Genomic DNA, 21,249 nt, shown 5'->3' on the forward strand with positions numbered 1-21,249 from the left:
GTAGAACAAGATATTCAAGCCTCAATTGAAAAAGTAAAAGAAGAAGAAATCACCTTCGCTGAAAACTTCCGTGCCAAACATGGCGTTTCGTGGCAGGTGGCTTTAGTTGGTGGGGCCTTTATTGTTTGGCAGGTAGGTGCTGCTGTTGCGCGTGCCCTGGGGGTGGCGTAATGGAGTATATCAAATCCTTTTTTACCTTCTTAAAATCCCACTGGCAAGCTATCGTTAAAATTATCTTGCTTGTGATTTTGTTTTATTTTATTTATCGTGGGTTTCTAGCTGTTAAACAGGATTACGAAAATTTCAAAGATGAGATACGATCCAAAACAGCGCAGACAAATACTATTGTCCAGCAGCCGACTATTATTCATGTGCAAGGCACAGACACAACGACAACTCAACTTCAGTATGTGGATAAGCCATTCTTAGTCTATACGGACCCTACAACTGGGCGGACTGTTGAAAAAGTTGATCCAACCGATGTGAGACTGACCGCTGATCCGGCAAAAGTGAATGTGATGGTTAATAACAAACCATATACTTTTGATTTGCTGCAAGGTGAATCTCAGAAGTTCGAAAAGGGTCAGGTGACATTAGACCAGAATAGCACGATCAGCTTTAAAATGGATGTGCAGCCAACGATTATAGATAATACTGCATCTGGTGGGATTGATGTTTACGCAGGCAATAAGGATATTGGTATCGGAGTCCGGCATGATCGTGTTGGTGTAGATGTTGGTAGAAATTATAAGGATAACGAAATGGAATATCGCCTCCGCTGGGAAGCGATTAAATTTAAATAATTAACGTTATGGGAGGGATATGTTGGAAATTCTGGACTCTGCACCACTGGTAAAGAAATACACTTGGAATAAATCAGACGATGAAAAAGCCGAAGCATGGCTGGCAGTTGTTGAAGCATTTGCAACATATGACTCAAGCAAAGGGGTGCGGTTGCCGGGATACGTTGAAAGTCGTGTAAAATATGCCGTATGGAATATGCTTAAAAAGAAACGGCAATATGTTAATAGGGAGAACATTGAAAGTTGTTTTGAGCCACAACCAGATCATATTGATGTAGCCGAAGTGGTAGAACTAAAGTTATTACGGGAAAGGCTTTGTAAGGTGTTGAGCGAGTTGTCAATTAAACAGCGGCAAGCGATAGTAAAAACAATAGTTTTAGGATACAGCCTGACGGAATATGCCCGCGAATTGGGGGTTATACCGCAGGCTGTATTTAATTTGAGAAAAAGCGGTTTAAGTAGTTTAAAAAAGATGCTGGCATGAATGTATATATGTGAAAACCGATATACAGGATACACACAATTTAAATAAGAGGTCCGTGGCTATGTTGGTTATCAAAAAAATATTTGGAGGTAATATAATGGCAGTAGATAACAAATATACAGTGTCGTTACTACATTTTGATGGTGGCATTACAGACGAAAGTGGAAAAGTATGGACGGCTGTTAGCAACGCTACTACGAGTACAACGCAAAGTAAATTTGGAGGATCCTCTTTGGCTTTAAATGGTACTACCCAATGTATATATACACCTGCTACTGATGATTTCAATTTTGGAACAGGCGACTTTACTATAGATGCTTGGATAAATACCAACAAGGCTACAGGTACAATAGTATCTAAATATGATGGTGCTGTAGTAAATGAATTTACAATACGTATGGATAATTACTGTGTCAGGTGGTTTGGCAATGAGAATATGTCAGGAACGATTGCTCTTACCCCTAATGTGTGGCACCATGTGGCTATTGTTAGATACGGGGCAACACTGTCACTATATGTAGATGGGGTACTTGATAAAACCGTAGCTACAAAACATGTGGGTAAGTCGGGAAACACTATTATCGCTGTAGGAGAATACAGTTCAATCAATGGCATTGGTGGCATATATTACACAGGTGGATATATAGATGAGGTGCGTATCTCAAAAGGCATTGCCCGTTGGACTTCTAACTTTACTCCTTCTACGGAACCTTATTCACCTGAAATACCATTAAATGCACCAACTAACCTAACTGCTACAGCAGGAGATTCTCAAGTGACGCTCTCGTGGACAGCAGTCACCGGTGCAACTGGCTACAATGTAAAACGTGCTACAACTGCTGGTGGCCCATATATTACCATAGGTGCGAATGTATCAACTAATAGCTATGTAGATGACACTCTAGTTAACGGTACTACCTATTATTATGTTGTAACGGCCATTACAGCGGATGATGAAAGCGGTAACTCAAATGAGGTATCTGCAACGCCAGGAAAACAAGTGACGCCTCCTTCTTCGGATGGAAATGTATTGTTGCAAGTTACTATGATTGATTCAAGTGATCGAGAATTTCAATTGTCCGCTACAGAAATTGATGGCTTTGTTAACTGGTACAATCATCATGCGAGTACGGACACGGGAAGCTATGCGTTAAACAAAAACATTGGTATTCAGGGGAGTAAGGAATACTTAGCTTTCGATAAAATCATTAGCTTCGAGGTTATGCCGCTTACGAAGTAAAACTGTTGGTGCAAGGTTGACGGTGCCATTGTAATGTTGAATCCCGCTCTTAGCAGATGCTAGGGGTGGGATTTTTTTAATTTACATAACATACAGGGAATCTTTGATTAATCATTGAATATAACAAAGAAGCAGTGATGGAGGTTTATTATGGTGATTAAACACGAGTGCGGTGGCAATGCTCATTCTACCGGTGGTACAGTGGTCATCGGATGGAACAAATTTCTTTGCGGTAGGTGTGGAGAAGTATTTTACAAATGGATTACTACAAAGATGCTAGAGAGGATGAACCAATAGCTTAGCTGTCTTGCCTTTCGGGTATTTTCCCCCTATCTCGGACCATGCCGGGATAGGGGATATTTATAATGACGTAAGCCCTCAATCGGTTTATTCCGGTTGGGGGCTTTTTTTATTTCCAGCAAAGGGGTGAGATTTTAAGATCATTTTTTGTAACTCTATTTTTATATATTTATATATTTTTTTTACTAAGAGCGAGTTTATAAAATAGATATAAAAAACTCACTATCTCACCATTGATGGGGTGGAGCCCTGACTGCTGGATTACACGACGATAGTTAAAGCCTCACTGTTTGAGTGAGGCTCATTTCATTGACGTGTGATATCTGGTGAGGGCGGTTTTTGTTAGTTCATTTATTGTTTTTGAGATTGGATTAAGTCTATAATACCAGTTTCTTGAACGGCTTGATTTAATTCTTGACTATCAGATAGCCAATTTTTCTGTGTCTTATCAGGGGATAAATATTTTACTTGTAGTCCCATATTTACTAAGTCTTTTTGAAATTCCGGGTCTGCAATCATTGCTTTCAGTTCCTCAACTAGTTTATTTTTTACTTCAACTGGCATTTCTTTAGGAGCCGCTATACCAAATTGGTTACTGAATAAAATATTAAGCCCTTGTTCTTTGAAAGTAGGTATCTGTTTCCATAATGGATCACTGAGGCGCTGCTTGGCTGTTGTTGCTAGAATTCTTATTGATCCATCTTTGAGGTATTCATTAAATGTGGTTTGCGATGCAACAGCTACTTGAATATGTCCGCCTAGTAAAGCAGCGGTTGATTCACTAGCGCCGCGAAAAGGAACTTGTTCAATTTTAATTCCAGAATAATAGGCAAACATTTCGCCTACTATGTGGGGCAGAGAACCAACACCGGCATTACCGAATTTTACTTTTCCGGGGTTTTCTTTAGCATAACTAATTAAATCAGATATATTTTGCCAGGGTTGATCTGAACGAACGGCAATTACAACTGGAGTTGAACTAATCTGTGCAAGAGGATCAAGCGCAGTGACATAATCGTATTTTGTTGTATCATACAATGACGGTAATAGCATATCTGATGAGATCATGCCAAGTGTATACCCATCAGGGGCTGCTCCGGCCAATTCGTTCCAACCAAGGGTGCCTGATCCGCCTGGTTTATTGACGACGGTAATGGGCTGCCCTAAATATTTGATCGATTGTTTTTCCAGTGTTCTAGCTACTAAGTCTGTACCTCCGCCTGCACTGTAAGGTACAATTAAAGTAATTGGCTTATTCGGATATTTTTCAATCTTAGGTGTAATAACCGTCTCGCTTTGCATGTTTGTACAACCTCCAATCATTATTGAAATAAGCAAAAAGGCTATTAACAAAAATAACGGTTTTTGTCGCACATAAACACCTCCTAACTTCCAAAATACTACATTTAATAGGAAAATCCTGCAATTAAATGTAAATTGATGTACAATGTTGTGTATTTATGGTTATGGAGACAAATTTACACAACATTCCTGGCTACACAAAAGAAGCCTCCAACTATTTTGCTGGAGGTGCTTTTTGTTGGCGTTTAATATGATGATATTGAAAGACTAATTTTTAATATCCGTATTTTTCTCGGATTTCTAGCTTTCTTAATAACTTAGAAAAATATTGTCGATAAAAATTATCCAAAGCTTCTTGGCTGGGATCATTTTCAATTGTTACGTGGACTGTACCCGTTCTTCCATTCTTGAACTGAACTATTTCAGTATATTTCCTCATTATTTTTGCACCTTCTTATATAGGGTATATAATTGGCTTTTCTTCTAATCCGTTTTCTAATCCTTCTAATCCGTTTAGGCATTTTGGCTATTTTTAGTAAGAAGACAAACCCAGTAAAATCAATGTGTTTCAGGTTCGTTCTTTTTAGTCAGAACTAAAAATCTTTATTCACATTCAAGAGGTCACTGGTTCAAAATCGTTTTCATATTTTTCACCGGCTATTATAGGAATCAAAGACAAATACGATAAAAACCTACTGCATTTATTTTGTAGTAGGTTTTTTGTTACTTTAATATTGATTTTATATATATACGCTACTATTTTTTATTAAAGTTTTGAAGAGATGTTAGTTATTTTTCCGTTTTATCTGATCAAAAGTAGGTGTAGGCATAGAAACATATCAATCCTTGATAAAAAAGTCATAGAGTGTCCTTGCGACTTTTACGTAATCATTTTCTTTCTGGTTTGTCGGATAAGCCAGCCAAGTAGTCCAACGATACATTGAAATAATTGGACATAGCTACAAGAGTATCGGCAGAGGGTGAAGTCATAGCCTTCTCGAATTGGGTAATTCCACCTTTGCTTTTTAATCCTAAAGCGGTTGCTAGTTTTTGAGTTGAAAGCCCGTTAGTTTCTCTGAGAGCCTTTAATCGTGTAGCGAAAATTTCTCTATTAAACATAATAAAAACTCCTTGACGATTAGTATTACTAACCGTATAATAAAGATATCGATTAGTAGTACTAACCGAAATGAAAAGAGAATCAAAAGAGGGGATAGGATGAAAATTCAGGCGAAGATTTACTTATGTGGCCGTTAGCAAAGTGGTTGGTGTATCTATAGGTTTTGAATTATTAAATAATCTAATTGAACTAAGAATGGACAAAGAAATTTTCGTGATCTCGTCCATGACCACTGAACGTTTTTGTGATTTGGCTGTATGCTAGAAAACATTGTTCATTGGCACGATGAATATTAGAGTTCACAGTACCTTAATTGTATTTATACATATCAGTAGTTTAATAATTTCATAATATTGTAAGTTCATTATAACGTATCTGTTTAAAGGCGTAAATCTTTATGCCAATTGAATGATCATTCAAATTCAGTGAGCTGATTATTACTTATCATTTTTTAGAGTCAGGATGAATGTAGTTAGTTGGTCGCGCTCTTCTTCAGTAAGTTTTTCAGCAGCGAGCAAAAGGCGTTTTAATGACGGATCAAGAGCTGTAGTTTCAACTGCGAAAAAATCTGCTAAAGAAATTTCTAATGCAGAGCAGATACTTTTTATTAAATCAATGTCGGCGGCTCTGTTATTAGTTTCTAATCTACTAATAACAGGTTGAGAAATATTAGTCATATCAGCTAACTCTTTGGTTGTTAAGTTTTTAAGTTTACGTAGTTCTCTTATACGAGCACCAATATCCATCGTAATCACCCTATTCTAAAATAAAGTTTCTTTATGATTTTATAGTACAGGTTAGGCTCAAGTAAGCCAATATATTAACTTTTTATTCTATTTTAGAATAAAAAGGCTTGACTTAAATAACTTTTTATTCTAAAATAGAATAAAAATGATAATAAACAGATACTTAAAAGTTTAGGTATCCATATTTAAACATTAATAAGATGCTAGTTGCTTTTTTCTGGTTTATCCGATCTACCAACTAGGTAATCAAGGGATACTTTAAAATAGTCGGCCAAAGCGATGAGAACGTCATAACTAGGATTAGAATCATTTTTTTCGTACATAAATATGATTCGACGCTTGACGCCTACTATTTCAGCTAATTCTTCTGCTTTTAAGTTATGTAGTTTTCTTAAGGATCTTAATCGCTCACCGAAAGAGGACATAAAATCACACCAACTCTAAATAAGTATATCGACAGTGCGATTTAACTGAACACTAATGAATCTGCCAGTGCAATTTAATTGCACTAATTGAAACTACAAGAAAGGTGTTAGAGATAAAAAGTAACTACCAAGACCTGCAAATACAATCAACATATTCCTTTTTATTCTTTTAAAAAAACTGCCTGGTTTCTTGAGAAACCAAATCGAAAGGAGTTGATCTCTTAAACGCTTATCCACAAAAATTGAAAGCGAGGTGAACGTAGACAAACGGCATTTATCGCCACTCAACGAAAGGCTACTCTGTCCAATATTTTGATTATTTTTGTATACAAGCGTTCGTATTGTAATTTTATTATAGCGTATCCGGCATAAGACGTAAATGTTTATGCAATTTGGACACTGATTTTGCTGAACTACAAAAGGAGCTGATAGAAAATGAAAGCGGTGAGCTTGAAATCACCTCTTAAAATCGGTATGAAAAGTGTACCCATGGCAGAAATACGGAATGCGAATGAGGTTCTTATCAAAGTGAGGGCTTTAGGAATTTGCGGTTCAGATATTGGTGCTTTTAGGGGAAGTAACCGTTGGTAAGCTATCTGTCGCATTAGTAATCAATTATCGCCGGCGGCAGCCCTTTTTGTACATCATTATGGCTTATGTATGCTACCTACAGGTAAGTTACTCATCATTTTTTAGAGTCAGGATGAATGTAGTTAGTTGATCGCGTTCCTCTTCGGTAAGTTTTTCAGCAGCAAGCAAAAGGCGTTTTAATGAGGGATCAAGAGCTGCGGTTTCAACAGCGAAAAAATCCACTAAAGAAATTTCTAACGAGGTTGTTATTGCATCAAGGGTCTCTAAAGAACACTTTTTCTGACCATTCTCTATTCCCGAGATGAAGCTTTGAGCAACGCCAATTTGTTCTGCCAACCGACTAGCTGTTACTCCTTTGCACTTTCTTATTTCGCGAATTCTTCTGCCTATATTAATCATAATGCTATATCCTCCATAAATAAATCTTGTGTCATAAAAAAGATTACTTGAAATATCACCTTGAGGATATAAAAACAATTGACAATATAACTCATCGGTGATATATTTGAAAGGTAATAAAACCTGGGGGTGATAAAATGATGGAAAAAATTATCGAGCAAATCAAAGCTGAACGTATTCGAAAAAAAGTTACAATGGATGAACTCGCTATTGCAAGTGGTGTTAGTCAAAAACATATTAGCAATATTGAAAATTACAAAGTAAAGCCAACATTGGAAACGCTGGAAAAGTTGGCAAAATCATTGGGACTAGAAATCGGCGTTAGCTTAAAAGAAGTTGAGTTATTAGGCAACAGTAAAAAAAACACTCTAAAATTAGCAGCCTAAAATTAACTGATTATTAAGAAAAAGGAGGCTTTCTACTTTAAATAACATAAAGCGAGGTGAAAAGAGAAGCGCAATACGTCGGGTACGAAGTATTCCAGCCGCCAAGCAAAGGTTTACTTCATCATGGAATTTCATAATATTGTAATTTTATTATAACGTATCCGACACAAGACGTAAATGTTTATGAATTTTGGAATATGATTTTGAACTGAATTACAAAAGGAGTTGATAGAAAATGAAAGCGGTGAGTTTGAATTCACCTCTTAAAATCGGTATGAGAAGTGTGCCCATGGCAGAAAGACGGAATGCGAATGAGGTTCTTATCAAAGTGAGGGCTTTAGGAATTTGCGGTTCGGATATTGGTGCTTTTAGGGGAAGTAATCCGTTGGTAAGCTATCCAAGGATTCTTGGTCACGAAATTGGTGGCGAAGTGCTGGAGGTTGGCGAGAGCGCGTCAGGGATTGCTGTTGGGAACAAAGTTGTTGTCGAGCCTTATCTTCCTTGCCGAGAGTGTTATTCCTGCAGTATGGGACGAACTAATTGTTGTGAGCAGTTAAAAGTATTGGGTGTTCATATCGATGGCGGGATGGCAGAGTATTTTTCCCATCCTGTGGAGTGGGTTCATCGCGTGCCAGACGAAATGGAATGGAAACAGGTAGCCATGATCGAGCCGCTTACGATTGCCTTGCATGCCAATCATCAGGCCAAGGTCAAAACCAGGGAACATGTTTTGATTATCGGGGCGGGGACGATTGGCTTGTTGGCCGCTCAAGTGGCCCAGGTCTATGGAGCGATTCCCATTGTCATGGATATTGAAAAGGAACGGTTAAAACTGGCCAGGGCCATCGGCATGCCCTATACTCTTCAGCCCGGCGAAGGAAATGTAATCGAACAGGTACAGGAAATTACCCACGGCCGAATGGCTGAAGCGGTGATTGAGGCTTCGGGTGCGAAATCAGCCATTTACAGCATATTCGATTATGTATCTTATGCGGGGCGGATTGTCCTGGTAGGGTGGCCGAAGGGGGAAACGCCGCTGGCTACGGCAGTGATCACAAAAAAAGAACTGACTGTTGCCGGATCGCGCAACAGTGTAGGGGAATTTGCGGAAGCCACGCAGTTAATACAAAGTAAACAGGTGCAACTGGAACCGCTTATCAGTCGTGTGGTTACGTTAGAGGGAATTCCCGATGCAGTGGAGAGTATTGCGTCCCATCCGGATAAATTCATGAAAGTTGTAGCGGTATTGTGATAAAAAAACACGGGGAGAGAGGTACTAGCATGGAAAAAGTGCGAAAATTCAGTTTACCAAAGGCCCATCCGATTTCTTGGTGCATGCTTTTGATTACGACCTTGGCCATTTTATTGACATCGGTTTCCCGGCAAATCCTGCCGACTGTCATACCGGCCATTATGCAGGAATATCATTTCGATGCAGTCCAAGCCGGATGGCTGAACTCGTTTATGTTTATCGGCGCTTTTGTCGGTTCGGTGTTTTTCGGGATTCTTTCCGATTGCGTCGGCACCGGCTATAAACGAAGCTGGTCGTGGGTCTATGCGATTGGTGTCGCCGTGATCGGCGGCATCATTACCGCCTATACCCGGACTATCGGATCGATGCGGGCCTGCCTGGCATTTATGGGCATGGGAACCGGCGGTTCAGAGCCGGTCAATGTGGCGATTGTAGGGGAATGGTGGCAAAAGGAAAACCGGGGTTTTGCCATCGGGGTTCATCACACCGGCTTTCCACTGGGGCAATTTGTGGGGCCGCTGATTATCGGAGCGATACTGAGTGTTGGGACCTGGCATGAAGCATTTATTTTTGTTCCGCTAATCGGTGTTCCGATCATGATTGCCCAAGTCGTTTTGGGCAATAAGAAAAATCAGGACAAGGTCTATGGCTGGATCAGAGAACATCATCTGACGGTGCCGGTGGAGGAAGGCAAACCGGCTACCAAATCGTCGTTCAGCGACGCCTTCCGGTATGTCGGAACTTGTTTTAAAAATCGCAACTGCTTGTTGTCGATTGCGATGATTTTCTTGTTTTTATGGGCTGAGCAAGGGATTGGAACGTTTCTAACCTTGCATTTGACGAAGACCGGCATCGGACTTGCCGCTGCCTCGGTCATTTCCGGTGCGTCGGGACTGACCGGCTGGATCGGACAAATTTTTTGGAGTTCATTGTCTGATTATACGGGCCGGAAAGTATCGCTCAAGATTATCACGGCGGGATGGATTGTTGCGACGCTGGCCTGTATTTTTATCGACTCGGAAATGACGGGGTGGGTTATCCTGATCGGCTGGGGCTTGTTTCGCAATTCGCCGTATCCGGTGGTTTATGCTCTGTTGATTGACTCGATGCCGAAAGCGGCGGCGTCTAGTATGGGACTGATGATCGGGATTGCCATGGGGCTGTCCGGTTTTCTGGTAGCTCCGGTTGCAGGCTGGATCATCCAAACTTATGGCTTTACGGTGCATTACCTGATACTTGCGGCTGTTCTTGTCGTCGCATTTATTCCGATGGTTTTGATCAAAGAAACGGTTGTTCCCACGAAGTAATGGATGGGTAATCAGATTGAGGAGATGAAAAAATAATGTTAACCAGGATTGACGAATTAAAGGCTTTTCTTGATAGTATGGAAATGGTGGATTTAACCTTTACGCTGGAATCGGGTATGCCGACTTGGCCGACTCATCCCCGGTTTTATCATGATGTAGTTGAGTCTTATGCTCTGGGTGATGCTTCCTGTCACTATCAACTGGTGCTGGGGGAACATTGCGGCACGCATATCGATGCGCCTGCTCACTTTATTGCGGCGGGGCCCCGTCATTTGGGCATTGATCGAGTGCCGCTGACAAGTTTTTATGGACGGGCAGTGAAGGTCGAAGCAGTGGATAAAGGTGAGAATGGCTTGTTGACGCGCGAGAATTTTGAGCAATGGGAACAGGGGCATGGCAAGATAGGCGCGGGAGATATTGTTCTGCTTCATTTCGGTTGGGACCGGTACTGGGCCAAGAAACCGGACTACGCTAAATTTATGAATAATTGGCCCGGACTTGCTAAAGATGCTGCGCAGTATCTGGTTGAAAAAAAGGTCAAGGCCGTAGGTACAGACGCTATGGCACTGGATGTGTTTACAAGTACGGATTTTCCGGCGCACAATATATTGCTCGGCTCAGGCATACTTATTATTGAGAATTTAAACAATCTTAGCCTGTTGCCAGACTTTTCGCTGCTTCAAGTTTTCCCGTTAAAAATTAAGGATGGATCGGGTTCGCCAATCCGGGCTATCGCTTATAAATAGAGATAAGTCAGGATCGCCCGCTTAGGAACTGTTTAGGGTTATTTGAATTACATAAGCTGATGCCGTTTTTTCAAATGGTGTCAGCTTTATTTTTTGTCTGAATACGTTAGTTTGTTATGAGACGATGGTCCCTTCTTTCAGCAGATTGGCACTTTTTTAATAACCAGTCACAATTTTGTCATATTTCCATGGTACCGTTTGTATATAGATGCAAATAATACCATGGAAAATAGTGGAGAAGGCCCGGGGCTTGTGGGGACGGGCTATTTTTTATGACTGCCAGGTTGCTAATGAAAGATAGTTCGGCAGCAGGGTAAAACGCTTATGAGAAAGGACTGTCAAAATGGAAATCATTGAACAGACAAATCGTACTATTTTATTTGAGGAAATTAACCCGGAAAAATTAGATATCCTCACATTAGTAGGCGACGTTAAAGGGCTGGAAGGCTTGAGTGATGAGAAAATCAAAGAAATTAACGAAGCTCTGGAGGTAAAGAGTTTTGATGAGTTTCTGGATAAGTTTTCGCCGGTTATTTACTCTTTTTACAATGCAGCAAATCAAAAAGTATTATACACGCTAAAAAAGCCTGAAAATCTTCCGGAAAATTGCATTACTGAAATTCCAATTAATAAGCAAAATGATTTTGTAAAAATGCTCATTACGCTGATTGACGCTAAAAGTTCTCAGGGGACAGCGAATGTTGATTTTAAGTTTGAAAATCTGCTTGATATGATATCACCCAAAAAGGTGATGGAGGATATTCGTCAATCCCGTAAAGAGATAAATTATCTGTATAATCAATACGACAAGTTGGATGAAGAAGATCCTAAAAAACTGGATGTTGGCGATAAATTAAACTATATGTTTGAAGAAGCCAGCCAAAACTACAACAATATTATGGCCATGCTGCCTTTGGCTATTGAAGATATAAAAACCCGGCTGTTGTTAGGCAGTGGCGAGCAACAAAGTGCTAACGAGGTATTGCAGATTGGCGTACTTAGTATGGGGGACAATGGTGAACTGAAAATTATTGAAGCGCCGAAAAATGAGACTACGGCACTGATGACGCTGGACGATAAGGCTAACACCGGATTGATAACTGCCTTTGAAGAGGACTATGAGGAAGTCAACCAGACCCCGTCAGGTTATGTAAAAAGTTTGGTTGTCCGGACTTTTTGTCCCTTGCCGTCAACCATGCAAAGTGAAGTTGATGTAGCCACCGAGGTCCAGAACTATAACACTTATCTGGAATTTTATAAAAATGCCAAAGATGACTTTGTCAAAACGGTCAAGCCCTTAGTGGAAAAAATAATCGGCGTGAAGATGTATTTTGATCAATATGCAGTAAAAAACAAGGAAATGCAGCCGTCGCTGCTTGTGACGAATACGAAGTTGGATATGCTGGTAAAAAGCAATAACTTGCCGCGGCTAAATACTTACTTTAACACGGTAAATGCCAAGAATGACTTTACCAATACTGTCTGGTTTGGCATTGTGCCTGATGTAAGTATGGAATTTGGTGGCAAAGTGAAATTAAGCCGGGAGCGTTTCAAAGGCAATCAGCATAGTAATCGCCACGAAACCAATACCATGGAGTCGTTAGTCATTCTCTTAAATGCCATAAAAGACTATAAAGTCCAAATTTTCTTCAGCTTTGAATGCCGGGAGGAAACGACTTTTAGTCATATTGCTACCGCCGGAATTGACAAATTTATTGATAAATGCGGGGACCTGGTCCGCAAGGATTATAGTGAGTATGCCATTCCCTGCATACCGAACTTCACGATTATTCCCAAAGATAAATCGGGAGTTATTCTGGATAATAAAATGACGGTCAATCAAGTGGGGGCCGCTGAACTTTCCACAGAAAAAGAGGATTTGATGAAGTTGTGGCTTGAGGGAGTATATATCAGCAGTTCCTATGTTGCCGCCGGCCTCATGGCCGCTTGGCAATGTCCGGAATTTTTGCGGGAAACCGTAAAAAATGCTGACAAAGCTTATCCTGGTGTACGCTTTGACGTTGAGGCTGGCGATAACGCTTTGAAGGTACCTACCACCCTAGCCAAAGAAATATCAGGTTTCACCAATAATATCAAAAGCATGATTAACAGGCGAAATTTTGGTTTTATCTTTTCATCAGAGAATGCTCAGGTCGGTGGTAAGGATATAAAAAAAATCACGGTGTATAAGGCCAGAAGTTTGGCCAGCAATGGGGATGAATTTGAGCCTGCATACAAAACCACCGTGAGCACCTATATTGAGAGAATTCTGCGCTTTAGCAGTAATGACTTTAAACAGGATAATATTGTATGGTTCTTTAGCAAAAATCCCAGCAGTCAAAAGAGTATGTGGCTGTCTTCAAAAAGCTATGTGAACTCGATTATCCAAGCGGGCGACGATATTAACTATACAATTGATGATAAAAATGGGCTCTGCCAAATTGATCTTACTTTTAATGGTAATGTGAAGAATCTGGAAGTCGCTATTACCAAAAATACGGCAGCTAGAGCCTGAAGGTTCGAACTTTTACTATCTTTCTTTAGTCGAATGGTAACTCGTATCGGTCTAAAGCTCAGATAAATATCATTTATTCAGGAGGATTTTTATGGGATTCAAACTTAAGGTTGAAGGTCAGGAAAACATTGAATTAGGGGTAAAAAGTATCACAACTGTGAAATTTTTAACAGATACACCTGACGATTCTAATGCCCGTTCCACCGATTTGGGAACATCAATCATTGTTACTGGTAAAATATTGGCAGCAGTAGGAGGAGAAGAAGCCGACGGAACCATCAAGTTGGGCAAATGGTCTTTGGTTACAGCTGAGAAGGCTGCTTGTTATCGTAAGCTGACAATTGAAGTAATCGCCGCGGATCAAGTGGTAAGAAAGTTCGAGCTGCCCAATGCTTTTGTGGTGGATTACACCGAGGACTTTGGGACTGAAGAGGGCACAGGTACTTTCTATTTGCACATGAAGCAAAAGAAAGATAAACTTCCCGATGTGAAAATTGAGGGCGGTTATTCGGCTTAGGACTAACAACTAACGAAAGGAGTGGCTATTTATGGGGTTTAAGGTAAAGATTGAAGGGGCCGAAGCCATTGAATTAGATGTGGCCAGCATCACAACAGTTAAATTTAGTATGGACACACCCGTAGATTCTAACGCCCGTTCTACTGATTTAGGGGCTACGGTTACTGTTTCCGGCAAGATATTGGCAGCCGCTGATACCATAAAGCTGGGAAAATGGTCGTTAGTAACAGCGGAAAAAGCCGATTGCTATCGGAAGGCTACTGTAGAAGTACTGGCGGCTGATCAGATAGTAAGAAAGTTTTATTTCCCCAATGCTTTTGTGGTAGTATACACGGAATCTTTTGGTGATACCGAAGGTACAGGTACGTTTGAACTTGTTCTCAAACAGAAAAAAGACAAATTGACGGATTTAACCATCGAAGGTGGTTATCAAGCCTAAGTAATAAGCGTAAGGGGGCTTTGCCCCCTTTACGTTTTATACCAGCTCCAAAAATCTACATTGTAAGGACATAAAAAATGAAAGATTTTTATGAAGTTTTAGAAGTAAACTGCAACGCCGATCCTAGCGAAATTAAAAAAAATTACCGCCGGTTATCAAAAAAATATCATCCTGATTTGAATCAGGGTAACCAAACGGCCGAACAGCGTTTTAAAGACGTGAACGAAGCCTATGCTGTACTTAGTAATACCGAGCGGCGCCATGAATACGATAGAAAGCAGGGTGCTGCGGCTGAAAAGAAACCGAAGCCTAGCAAAGAGCAAGGGCCAAAGCCGAAATTTGCCAAAAGCAGTTTTGATGTAAGCAATATCTCCAGACAATTTGAACATTACTTTGGTTTTGATCCGCAGAGTAAAGCAAAAAGTGTCAATTTTCACGGTAATCAACATCAAGCGAAAGATCCTTTAGATACATCCGACATATTCGAAGGTTTTTTTAAACCGAAAAAGAAGTAATGGGGCTGATTTTTTTGGGTACTCAAGAAAAAGATTTGTATATTTCATTGGAAGAACAAGAGATCCGCCGTATAAAACGTCTTAAGGCTGTGGACATCAGCATAGTATTGCTGGCGGTAGCCATTTGCGGTTTTATTTTAGCATATTACCAAACTTACGAAATGCAGCAGTATGTTTTACTTGGTGTATTCGCTTGTATTGGTTTATATTATGCCATTCGATTGATACCTGCAAAACAGGAGGAGACGCCGGCTGCTGCTCCGGAAATAAAAAGCATTATCAGTGGGATTGCGATGCTCAATGAACATGGAGTCCATATGAAAGAGTGGAATCTTGAGGGGCTGGTATCGCTTATCATTGGCAAAAACACCAAGAACAAAGAGGTTGACATAGATTTGAGCGACAGTGCTTATGATGCTTTAATTCATGAAGAGCATGCTCTGATGAATTTTGCTGCAGGCAACTGGTATCTGGAAGGCCTGCATAAGCCAGCGGGCATCAGCATCAAAAAAATCAATGACACCACGCGTTACCGGCTTACTGACAATAAACCCTGCAAGCTCGACCGCGGCGATATTGTATATATAGCTAACACACGATTGTTGATAAAGTAGAAGGGAGCAATAAAAATGAGTCTTACTAGATGCCAAAATGGACACATGTTTAGTGCTAGGCGGTACGGGACAGTTTGTCCGTTCTGCAATATCGAAACGGCTGCCAAAACTAAAGTGGAGATGGAACCACAAGAGGCAGAATTGGAAGAAGATTTATATTATGAAGAAATAGAACCGGTATGCGGTTGGCTAGTATGTGTGGAAGGCGCACAGCGGGGCTTGGATTATAAAGTCCGTATGGGTAAGAACTTTATCGGGCGCGGCGATGATATGGATATTCAGATACTCCGGGATAATGCGATTTCCCGCCGCAATCATGCCATCATTGTATATGACCCTAAGAAACGCAATACCGTGCTGCTGCCTGGTGAATCTTCCGGCATTGCTTATCTCAATGGTGAAGCGGTATATACCCCGCAAGAACTGGCGCAATATGACATCGTGGAATTAGGAAACAGCAAATTTTTGTTTATGCCCTTCTGTGGTGAAAGTTTTGAATGGCAAGAAAAAGCAGAGGAATAGGCCATGGAGTGGATAGTATTCGGCACATATAGTTTAATGGGTTCAGTATTATTACTGTTGGTTGGACTCATGATTTACCGCTATAAGCTGTCTCATGAGCCGCCGGTGGAGAAACCTCCTGCCGTAGAAATAGGCGAAGAAAATTCTATTGGCGGTATGGAAGTACAAGAAGATGCCGGAGGTGCGGCAGAAAAAGACTGGGGTATTTTAGCGTTACTGGCTGATGGCATCGGCAAGGGACAAGCTGGCTACAACGCCGCGCAAGTTACCGTGCGCACTTTTTTGCGGCTGTTTGCCAGTGAAGATGTTACTACGAATAGTTCCTATTTTTTTACCCAAGCCTTTAATCAAAGCAACAGAGAAATACTGGAACGATTACAGGGGAATAAGGGCGGAACTGCGGCTGCTGCTGCACTTATTAGTCAAGGATTACTGTATTATGCCTCAGTGGGTGATATGAAAATTGCCTTGCTGCGTGATGGGCAGCTTATTCCTGTTAATGAAGGCCATACGATGAAAACTGCGGCGCTAAGGGGCTATAACAAGGGGCTGTTGGACCGGGAACAAGCCTTGGCCATTAGCAAAATCAACAAACAAGCCAATTATGTAGGCCGCGACGGTTTTAAAAATATTGAGATAGGCGGAAAAGCAATTACGTTAGTCCCGGAAGATATCATTTTGATCATGACGGACGGGCTGTATCATTGCCTTACCTGGGTGGAAATAGAAAATATCGTGAAGCAGCCGGCTTCAACTCAGCACTTGGCTGAGCGGATTATTGAAGCTTTTAACGAAAAAACTATGCCCAATAAAGACAATGCCAGCTTATTTGTACTACGGTATAACGGATGCTGAAAAGTATAATACCAGGAGGATTGCTATGAGAAAAATCAACGCGAAATTCAACACTGCTTTTATATCGGAAGCAGGCAGCGCTCTGCAAAACAGGGATTATTTTGCCTTCGTGGAAATGGACGATTTTGCTTGCTATGTCATTGCTGACGGAATTGATGATGATCTGGAATTAGAAAGTGCGAAAATTGCTGTAGCCAGTATTATCAGGCAGTTTAATGACAAGCCATCCATGCGCAAACGCGCCATTAAAAGTTGGCTAAAGGTGGCCAACCAGGAACTGTTGGATCAGAGCAGAACCATGCGGCTCAAGGCGTCGGTAACTGTAGTTGTCACAGACTATATGAGCATGGTATACGGTATGGCCGGAAATACCCGTTTGCAGCTGTTTCGGGAAGGAACGCTCATTTATCAGACGAAGGATCATTCCTTAAGCAGTAATCTGGTGGCTGAGGGGAAAATATCCAAAGACAAGGTGGCCAGTCATTTAGAACGGAATAACTTGTATTGCTATCTCGGCCAGCCAGAGGCGTTTAATCCCGAAATTTCTGCAACGATTAAACTGGAAGAAGGAGACATTATTACCCTGCTTTCCCGGGGCATATGGGAAAATGTAGATGAAGGAGAAATGGCTGATGCCATCGAGGATGCCAAAAAGCCGCAACAAGTATTAAATAATGTTGAAGATCTTATTTTGTCAGGACAGCCGGAAAAACTGGAGAATTATACGCTGGCAGCTATTTTTATTGACAGGGTCTATAAGGATCCCGGCAGACGCCAGGCTTTAATAAAAAGAATGATTGCCGTAGCGATTCCTGTGCTGCTCATTATTGCCGGCCTCTTAATATTTTCTCATATTTCTCAGGCGCAGCGGCAGGATAAGATTGCGACAATGAACGGACATTTCAAGCAGGCGCAAATGCTCAGTGAAAATGGAAATTTTGTCCGCGCTGCTGATGAATACAAGGCAGCCTTGGATATTGCCCAAGCCCTTAAACTACCTGAGGATCAGAAAAATTTTGAAAACTATTATAAAACAGCCCTATTGATTGTTGACGCTGATACGGCTCTGCATCAAAAAGAATTTGCCAAAGCGGTGCAAAAGTATGCCGATGCCTTAACTGCCTCGTATTTTGCCGACCAGTTAGGTCTCGAATACATTCAGAAGCAGCAGAGTTTAATTGCCGATTATATGAGGGTGACGGAACTTATCCAGAGTGGCGACAGTAAGCTGGAGAGAAAAGATCTCATCGGAGCCCATCTGGATTATCTGGAAGCCAAAGTCATTGCCACCAGACTGTATTATGAAGAAGGTCGCAAAGAAGCCGCTGATAAACTGGCAAAAATTGATGAGCAATTGAAAATCAGTGGTGCACAAGCCAAAGAGCAAGAAGCCATGGTGTATGAACAGCAAGCGAACAGTATGGTCAGAGCAGGCAACTATGAAGGAGCCGTGTCCATGCTGATGATGGCATCGGGTATCTATGATCAGGCTGGTAAATCAGATAAGTCGGGTGTCATTCAACAAAAGATTGCTGCTATTGAAAGTAAAATGACGGATGCTCAAAAAGCGTCTCTCATGGAAAACGTATCGCAAGAGGGCGCGAGGTATGAAGCCGAAGGCGATCAACTGATGAATGGCCGGGAGGACTATGACGGTGCTATGGAACAATACTCTTTAGCCCTAGACCTCTATAATCAAAGCGGCAACAAAGAAAAAGCGGCCTTAGTGCAGTCTAAGATGACGAATCTAAATGCCAGAAAGCAAAATGCCCAAACATTTGATATGCAGAATCAAGGCATGGAGAAGGAAAGAGAAGGGGATTTAGCTGTGGCCCAAAGCCAGTTCGATGATGCTAAAACAGCGTATTATTATGCGATTCAGGACTACAGCAGCGTCGGCTTAGCCAACAATGTATCTATGGTGCAAAGAAAAATTGATAGCCTGGATCAGAAACATACTGCTTTTGAACAACAAAAAAGTAAGGCGGCGACCTATGTTGCTGATGGTGATAGCAAAACTCAGGCCGGTGATTATGCGAACGCCAAATATTTATATATGCTGGCCGGGGACATCTATAACAATCTGGGCTTGAAAACCGAAAAAGACGGAGTGAATGAAAAAATAAAATTGCTGCACAAATTGTCTAAAGGCGCAGTATAAGCCAAGCTGAGAGGGGTCATATCGTGAAAGATCAAATCGCTGCAAAGCTCAAGGGTATCAGCAATTTAGAAGACCGATTGATATTAAAAAGTGTACTGAATGAAGTATTTCTGCAATTATATGATCATAGCAGCACAATGTATGGGCAATTAGAAGAAAGAGTATTTGCTGAAATGGAAGCGGTTCCTCATTGCTATGATATTTATACTACAGCAGTTTTGCGGCGTAATTTTGATCCTGTGCATGATTTCCTGCGGCCTATGCAGTCTGAGGATTTGGCAGAGAAACAGTATAATTTGGCAAGTATCAGGGAAGCTGTGCTTGCTAGGCAGCCTTTTCCCCTAACGAAAGTTTTTTTTAGCTGCCCTTACCCTAAGCTGCAGCAAATATTTACGGGCAATCGAGTTTTCCAGGGCCATATTATTACGGACAAAGGCAGCACACCAGCTGCCTTTACTATCCGTCAGGACCGAAGCTATTTGAACCAGATAGAAAAATTATATGAAACTTTTTTAAACAACGAGATTCCCTGGAAAACCATGAATCATCCTTATATCTTTCGGTTTGCCCAAATCGTGCTGGAGAGCTGCGAGCAGCTGCCGGAACAGTGCGAGAGCATTAAAAAGGTGGTAGTAGATTTTGCTGAATTTGGGCCTTATGTTCAATATGATGTGGTGCCCTTATGGAACGTAGAAACTTTAGAGCTTAGGAGTAATGGGTTTCCGATTCCTTGCGGCGATAAAATTAATTTTGAACATATTGTGAACTTAGACGGTAGTGGGGCCCAACACGGGTATTTGACTGTTTTTCAAAACGATCCAATTTGCTATAGCCATCGTACAGAGCATGCTCTGATTATTACAGCTCCGGCTGACAGCCAAAATACTTGGACGGTCATGATGATTATCCATCCGGCGTCAGTAAAGGGTGAGCAGCTGGACTATCCCCTAGTATCGAACGCTAAACATCAGGCGTTTACCGAACTTTTATCCCAGCGAAGTCGCAGGATCATTCGTACTGAAGCAGAGTTAAGACGGCTGGTGGCTTCTTTTGTTGCTGCCGAAGGTCTGGAGCTCGACCATATTGAACTGGTACCCCGGGATTTAGCAACAGCAGCTGCATGTGAGAGCTATGAAATGAACTTTTTTATCATGGATGAAATTCGCCGCGCTGACTATCAGCGTAAACTAGTTTGTTATTTTACCACTACGGATAAGGACAACTTTCTTATTTATGATGTGATGAGTTTTGTAGTCTCGGAAGTCCAGCGCCATTATCCTGACTATAAGTGTGAGGGAATACTGCTATGAATTATATCTGGGATACGGCCATCAAAGCCTGCTTACAAGGTATAAAATCTGATAATATTACTTTTCTTCCCGCCAGCCATTATAGTCCCTATATGGAGATAGCCTTTGATGACATCAATGTCACCCATTTAACGGCACCTCTAAGAGTGGAAATAAACCCTTATTATCGCTTCTCCGATATTTTCCAAGAACTTTTAGATGCTAATTTTGCTGAACACGAGGAACTGCGGGACGTTTTGTTTGATATTATCACTCACTTTTTACTGTTTCTTGATTGCCAGCAGGGATTCAATAAGCGTGAGTACTACGGCCGATTTATCTGTCAGGATATTCAAAACGGTGTGTTTGGTGAAGCCATTCAAGACAGCATATCGGCCTTTACTATAGAAGAACTTGAACGGGTGGTTCACAGCCTGATTACTTTGTACCGGACTGAAAGCACCCTGCACCTGTTTAAGCAGGTGGTGCGCAGCATATTTACCAGCAGCATTATCTATTACCGAAGTGAAGATATCCCTGAAATTCTCATTTATCTGGGAACAGCTCAAACAAAAAGTAACAGGCAAAAGATTGACACGCTGCTAGCGCTATTTTTGCCGTTAGGTTTTAAGTACCGCTTGTATTGGCAGGATCATTTCGGTCTGATTGGTTATGATTCCACCATGCGTATTGATCATATTGTTATCTATTAGATAGAGGA

General features: G+C 41.2%; 24 protein-coding genes. 19 read left to right on the top strand and 5 right to left on the bottom strand.

Annotated elements, in window-relative coordinates; translation table 11 throughout:
• Positions 1-170: 170 nt before the first annotated feature.
• The 4 genes from Ga0466249_RS21850 (at position 171) to Ga0466249_RS21865 (ending at position 2,824) form a co-directional block, all read left to right on the top strand.
• Positions 171-803, top strand: coding sequence for a hypothetical protein (locus Ga0466249_RS21850; RefSeq protein ID WP_215831617.1), 633 nt, complete (start codon positions 171-173; stop codon positions 801-803).
• 19 nt (positions 804-822) lie between these two features.
• On the top strand, positions 823-1,287 hold the full coding sequence (locus Ga0466249_RS21855; RefSeq protein WP_215831618.1) for a sigma-70 family RNA polymerase sigma factor: 465 nt from the start codon (positions 823-825) through the stop codon (positions 1,285-1,287).
• Between the two features lie 97 nt (positions 1,288-1,384).
• Positions 1,385-2,527, top strand: a complete 1,143-nt coding sequence (locus Ga0466249_RS21860; RefSeq protein WP_215831619.1) for a LamG-like jellyroll fold domain-containing protein — start codon at positions 1,385-1,387, stop codon at positions 2,525-2,527.
• 150 nt (positions 2,528-2,677) lie between these two features.
• Positions 2,678-2,824, top strand: coding sequence for a hypothetical protein (locus tag Ga0466249_RS21865; protein WP_215831620.1), 147 nt, complete (start codon positions 2,678-2,680; stop codon positions 2,822-2,824).
• A gap of 354 nt (positions 2,825-3,178) precedes the next feature.
• On the opposite strand, the gene Ga0466249_RS21870 is transcribed toward Ga0466249_RS21865, so the two are convergent.
• From Ga0466249_RS21870 to Ga0466249_RS21885, 4 genes are all read right to left on the bottom strand, one after another.
• The gene (locus Ga0466249_RS21870) at positions 3,179-4,129 is read right to left on the bottom strand and encodes a Bug family tripartite tricarboxylate transporter substrate binding protein (RefSeq protein WP_215831621.1); all 951 of its coding nucleotides are present in this window, start codon (positions 4,127-4,129) and stop codon (positions 3,179-3,181) included.
• 888 nt (positions 4,130-5,017) lie between these two features.
• Complete coding sequence (locus tag Ga0466249_RS21875) at positions 5,018-5,248, bottom strand: helix-turn-helix domain-containing protein (RefSeq protein ID WP_215831622.1); 231 nt, start codon at positions 5,246-5,248, stop codon at positions 5,018-5,020.
• Between the two features lie 438 nt (positions 5,249-5,686).
• On the bottom strand, positions 5,687-5,995 hold the full coding sequence (locus Ga0466249_RS21880) for a helix-turn-helix domain-containing protein (protein WP_215831623.1): 309 nt from the start codon (positions 5,993-5,995) through the stop codon (positions 5,687-5,689).
• A 203-nt stretch (positions 5,996-6,198) separates the two neighbouring features.
• Positions 6,199-6,420 carry a helix-turn-helix domain-containing protein gene (locus Ga0466249_RS21885; protein WP_215831624.1) on the bottom strand — a complete coding sequence of 74 codons (222 nt, stop codon included), beginning with the start codon at positions 6,418-6,420 and terminating at the stop codon, positions 6,199-6,201.
• 435 nt (positions 6,421-6,855) lie between these two features.
• Between Ga0466249_RS21885 and Ga0466249_RS21890 the strand changes: the two genes are divergently transcribed.
• Positions 6,856-7,011 (top strand): alcohol dehydrogenase catalytic domain-containing protein, encoded by a 156-nt coding sequence (locus tag Ga0466249_RS21890; RefSeq protein ID WP_215831625.1) that lies wholly within the window; start codon positions 6,856-6,858, stop codon positions 7,009-7,011.
• An 87-nt stretch (positions 7,012-7,098) separates the two neighbouring features.
• Here Ga0466249_RS21890 and Ga0466249_RS21895 read toward each other — a convergent pair whose 3' ends face one another.
• A complete protein-coding gene (locus tag Ga0466249_RS21895; RefSeq protein WP_246588962.1) occupies positions 7,099-7,410 on the bottom strand; it encodes a helix-turn-helix domain-containing protein in 312 nt (103 codons plus the stop codon).
• Between the two features lie 137 nt (positions 7,411-7,547).
• Between Ga0466249_RS21895 and Ga0466249_RS21900 the strand changes: the two genes are divergently transcribed.
• The 14 genes from Ga0466249_RS21900 (at position 7,548) to Ga0466249_RS21965 (ending at position 21,241) form a co-directional block, all read left to right on the top strand.
• Positions 7,548-7,796, top strand: a complete 249-nt coding sequence (locus Ga0466249_RS21900) for a helix-turn-helix domain-containing protein (RefSeq protein ID WP_215831626.1) — start codon at positions 7,548-7,550, stop codon at positions 7,794-7,796.
• A 235-nt stretch (positions 7,797-8,031) separates the two neighbouring features.
• A complete protein-coding gene (locus tag Ga0466249_RS21905; protein WP_215831627.1) occupies positions 8,032-9,048 on the top strand; it encodes a zinc-binding alcohol dehydrogenase family protein in 1,017 nt (338 codons plus the stop codon).
• Between the two features lie 29 nt (positions 9,049-9,077).
• A complete protein-coding gene (locus Ga0466249_RS21910) occupies positions 9,078-10,355 on the top strand; it encodes an MFS transporter (protein WP_215831628.1) in 1,278 nt (425 codons plus the stop codon).
• 35 nt (positions 10,356-10,390) lie between these two features.
• Positions 10,391-11,101 (top strand): cyclase family protein, encoded by a 711-nt coding sequence (locus Ga0466249_RS21915; RefSeq protein WP_215831629.1) that lies wholly within the window; start codon positions 10,391-10,393, stop codon positions 11,099-11,101.
• Between the two features lie 343 nt (positions 11,102-11,444).
• Positions 11,445-13,616, top strand: a complete 2,172-nt coding sequence (locus tag Ga0466249_RS21920; protein ID WP_215831630.1) for a transcriptional regulator — start codon at positions 11,445-11,447, stop codon at positions 13,614-13,616.
• 91 nt (positions 13,617-13,707) lie between these two features.
• Positions 13,708-14,133 (top strand): membrane-associated protease 1, encoded by a 426-nt coding sequence (locus Ga0466249_RS21925; protein ID WP_215831631.1) that lies wholly within the window; start codon positions 13,708-13,710, stop codon positions 14,131-14,133.
• A gap of 31 nt (positions 14,134-14,164) precedes the next feature.
• Positions 14,165-14,572, top strand: a complete 408-nt coding sequence (locus tag Ga0466249_RS21930; protein ID WP_215831632.1) for a membrane-associated protease 1 — start codon at positions 14,165-14,167, stop codon at positions 14,570-14,572.
• A gap of 77 nt (positions 14,573-14,649) precedes the next feature.
• Complete coding sequence (locus Ga0466249_RS21935; RefSeq protein WP_215831633.1) at positions 14,650-15,087, top strand: DnaJ domain-containing protein; 438 nt, start codon at positions 14,650-14,652, stop codon at positions 15,085-15,087.
• 14 nt (positions 15,088-15,101) lie between these two features.
• Complete coding sequence (locus Ga0466249_RS21940) at positions 15,102-15,701, top strand: FHA domain-containing protein (RefSeq protein ID WP_215831634.1); 600 nt, start codon at positions 15,102-15,104, stop codon at positions 15,699-15,701.
• 15 nt (positions 15,702-15,716) lie between these two features.
• The gene (locus Ga0466249_RS21945; RefSeq protein WP_215831635.1) at positions 15,717-16,223 is read left to right on the top strand and encodes an FHA domain-containing protein; all 507 of its coding nucleotides are present in this window, start codon (positions 15,717-15,719) and stop codon (positions 16,221-16,223) included.
• A 3-nt stretch (positions 16,224-16,226) separates the two neighbouring features.
• Complete coding sequence (locus Ga0466249_RS21950; RefSeq protein WP_215831636.1) at positions 16,227-17,078, top strand: PP2C family protein-serine/threonine phosphatase; 852 nt, start codon at positions 16,227-16,229, stop codon at positions 17,076-17,078.
• Between the two features lie 25 nt (positions 17,079-17,103).
• Positions 17,104-19,239 (top strand): PP2C family protein-serine/threonine phosphatase, encoded by a 2,136-nt coding sequence (locus Ga0466249_RS21955; RefSeq protein ID WP_215831637.1) that lies wholly within the window; start codon positions 17,104-17,106, stop codon positions 19,237-19,239.
• A gap of 23 nt (positions 19,240-19,262) precedes the next feature.
• Entirely contained in the window at positions 19,263-20,549 is a 1,287-nt protein-coding gene (locus tag Ga0466249_RS21960; protein ID WP_215831638.1) for a hypothetical protein, read from the top strand.
• Positions 20,546-21,241: a hypothetical protein gene (locus Ga0466249_RS21965; RefSeq protein ID WP_215831639.1), complete on the top strand. Its 696-nt coding sequence runs from the start codon at positions 20,546-20,548 to the stop codon at positions 21,239-21,241. The genes Ga0466249_RS21960 and Ga0466249_RS21965 overlap by 4 nt, the downstream gene beginning before the upstream one ends.
• Positions 21,242-21,249: the final 8 nt, after the last annotated feature.

It is taken from the genome of Pelorhabdus rhamnosifermentans, from assembly GCF_018835585.1.
Taxonomy (GTDB): Bacteria; Bacillota; Negativicutes; order UMGS1260; family UMGS1260; genus Pelorhabdus; species Pelorhabdus rhamnosifermentans.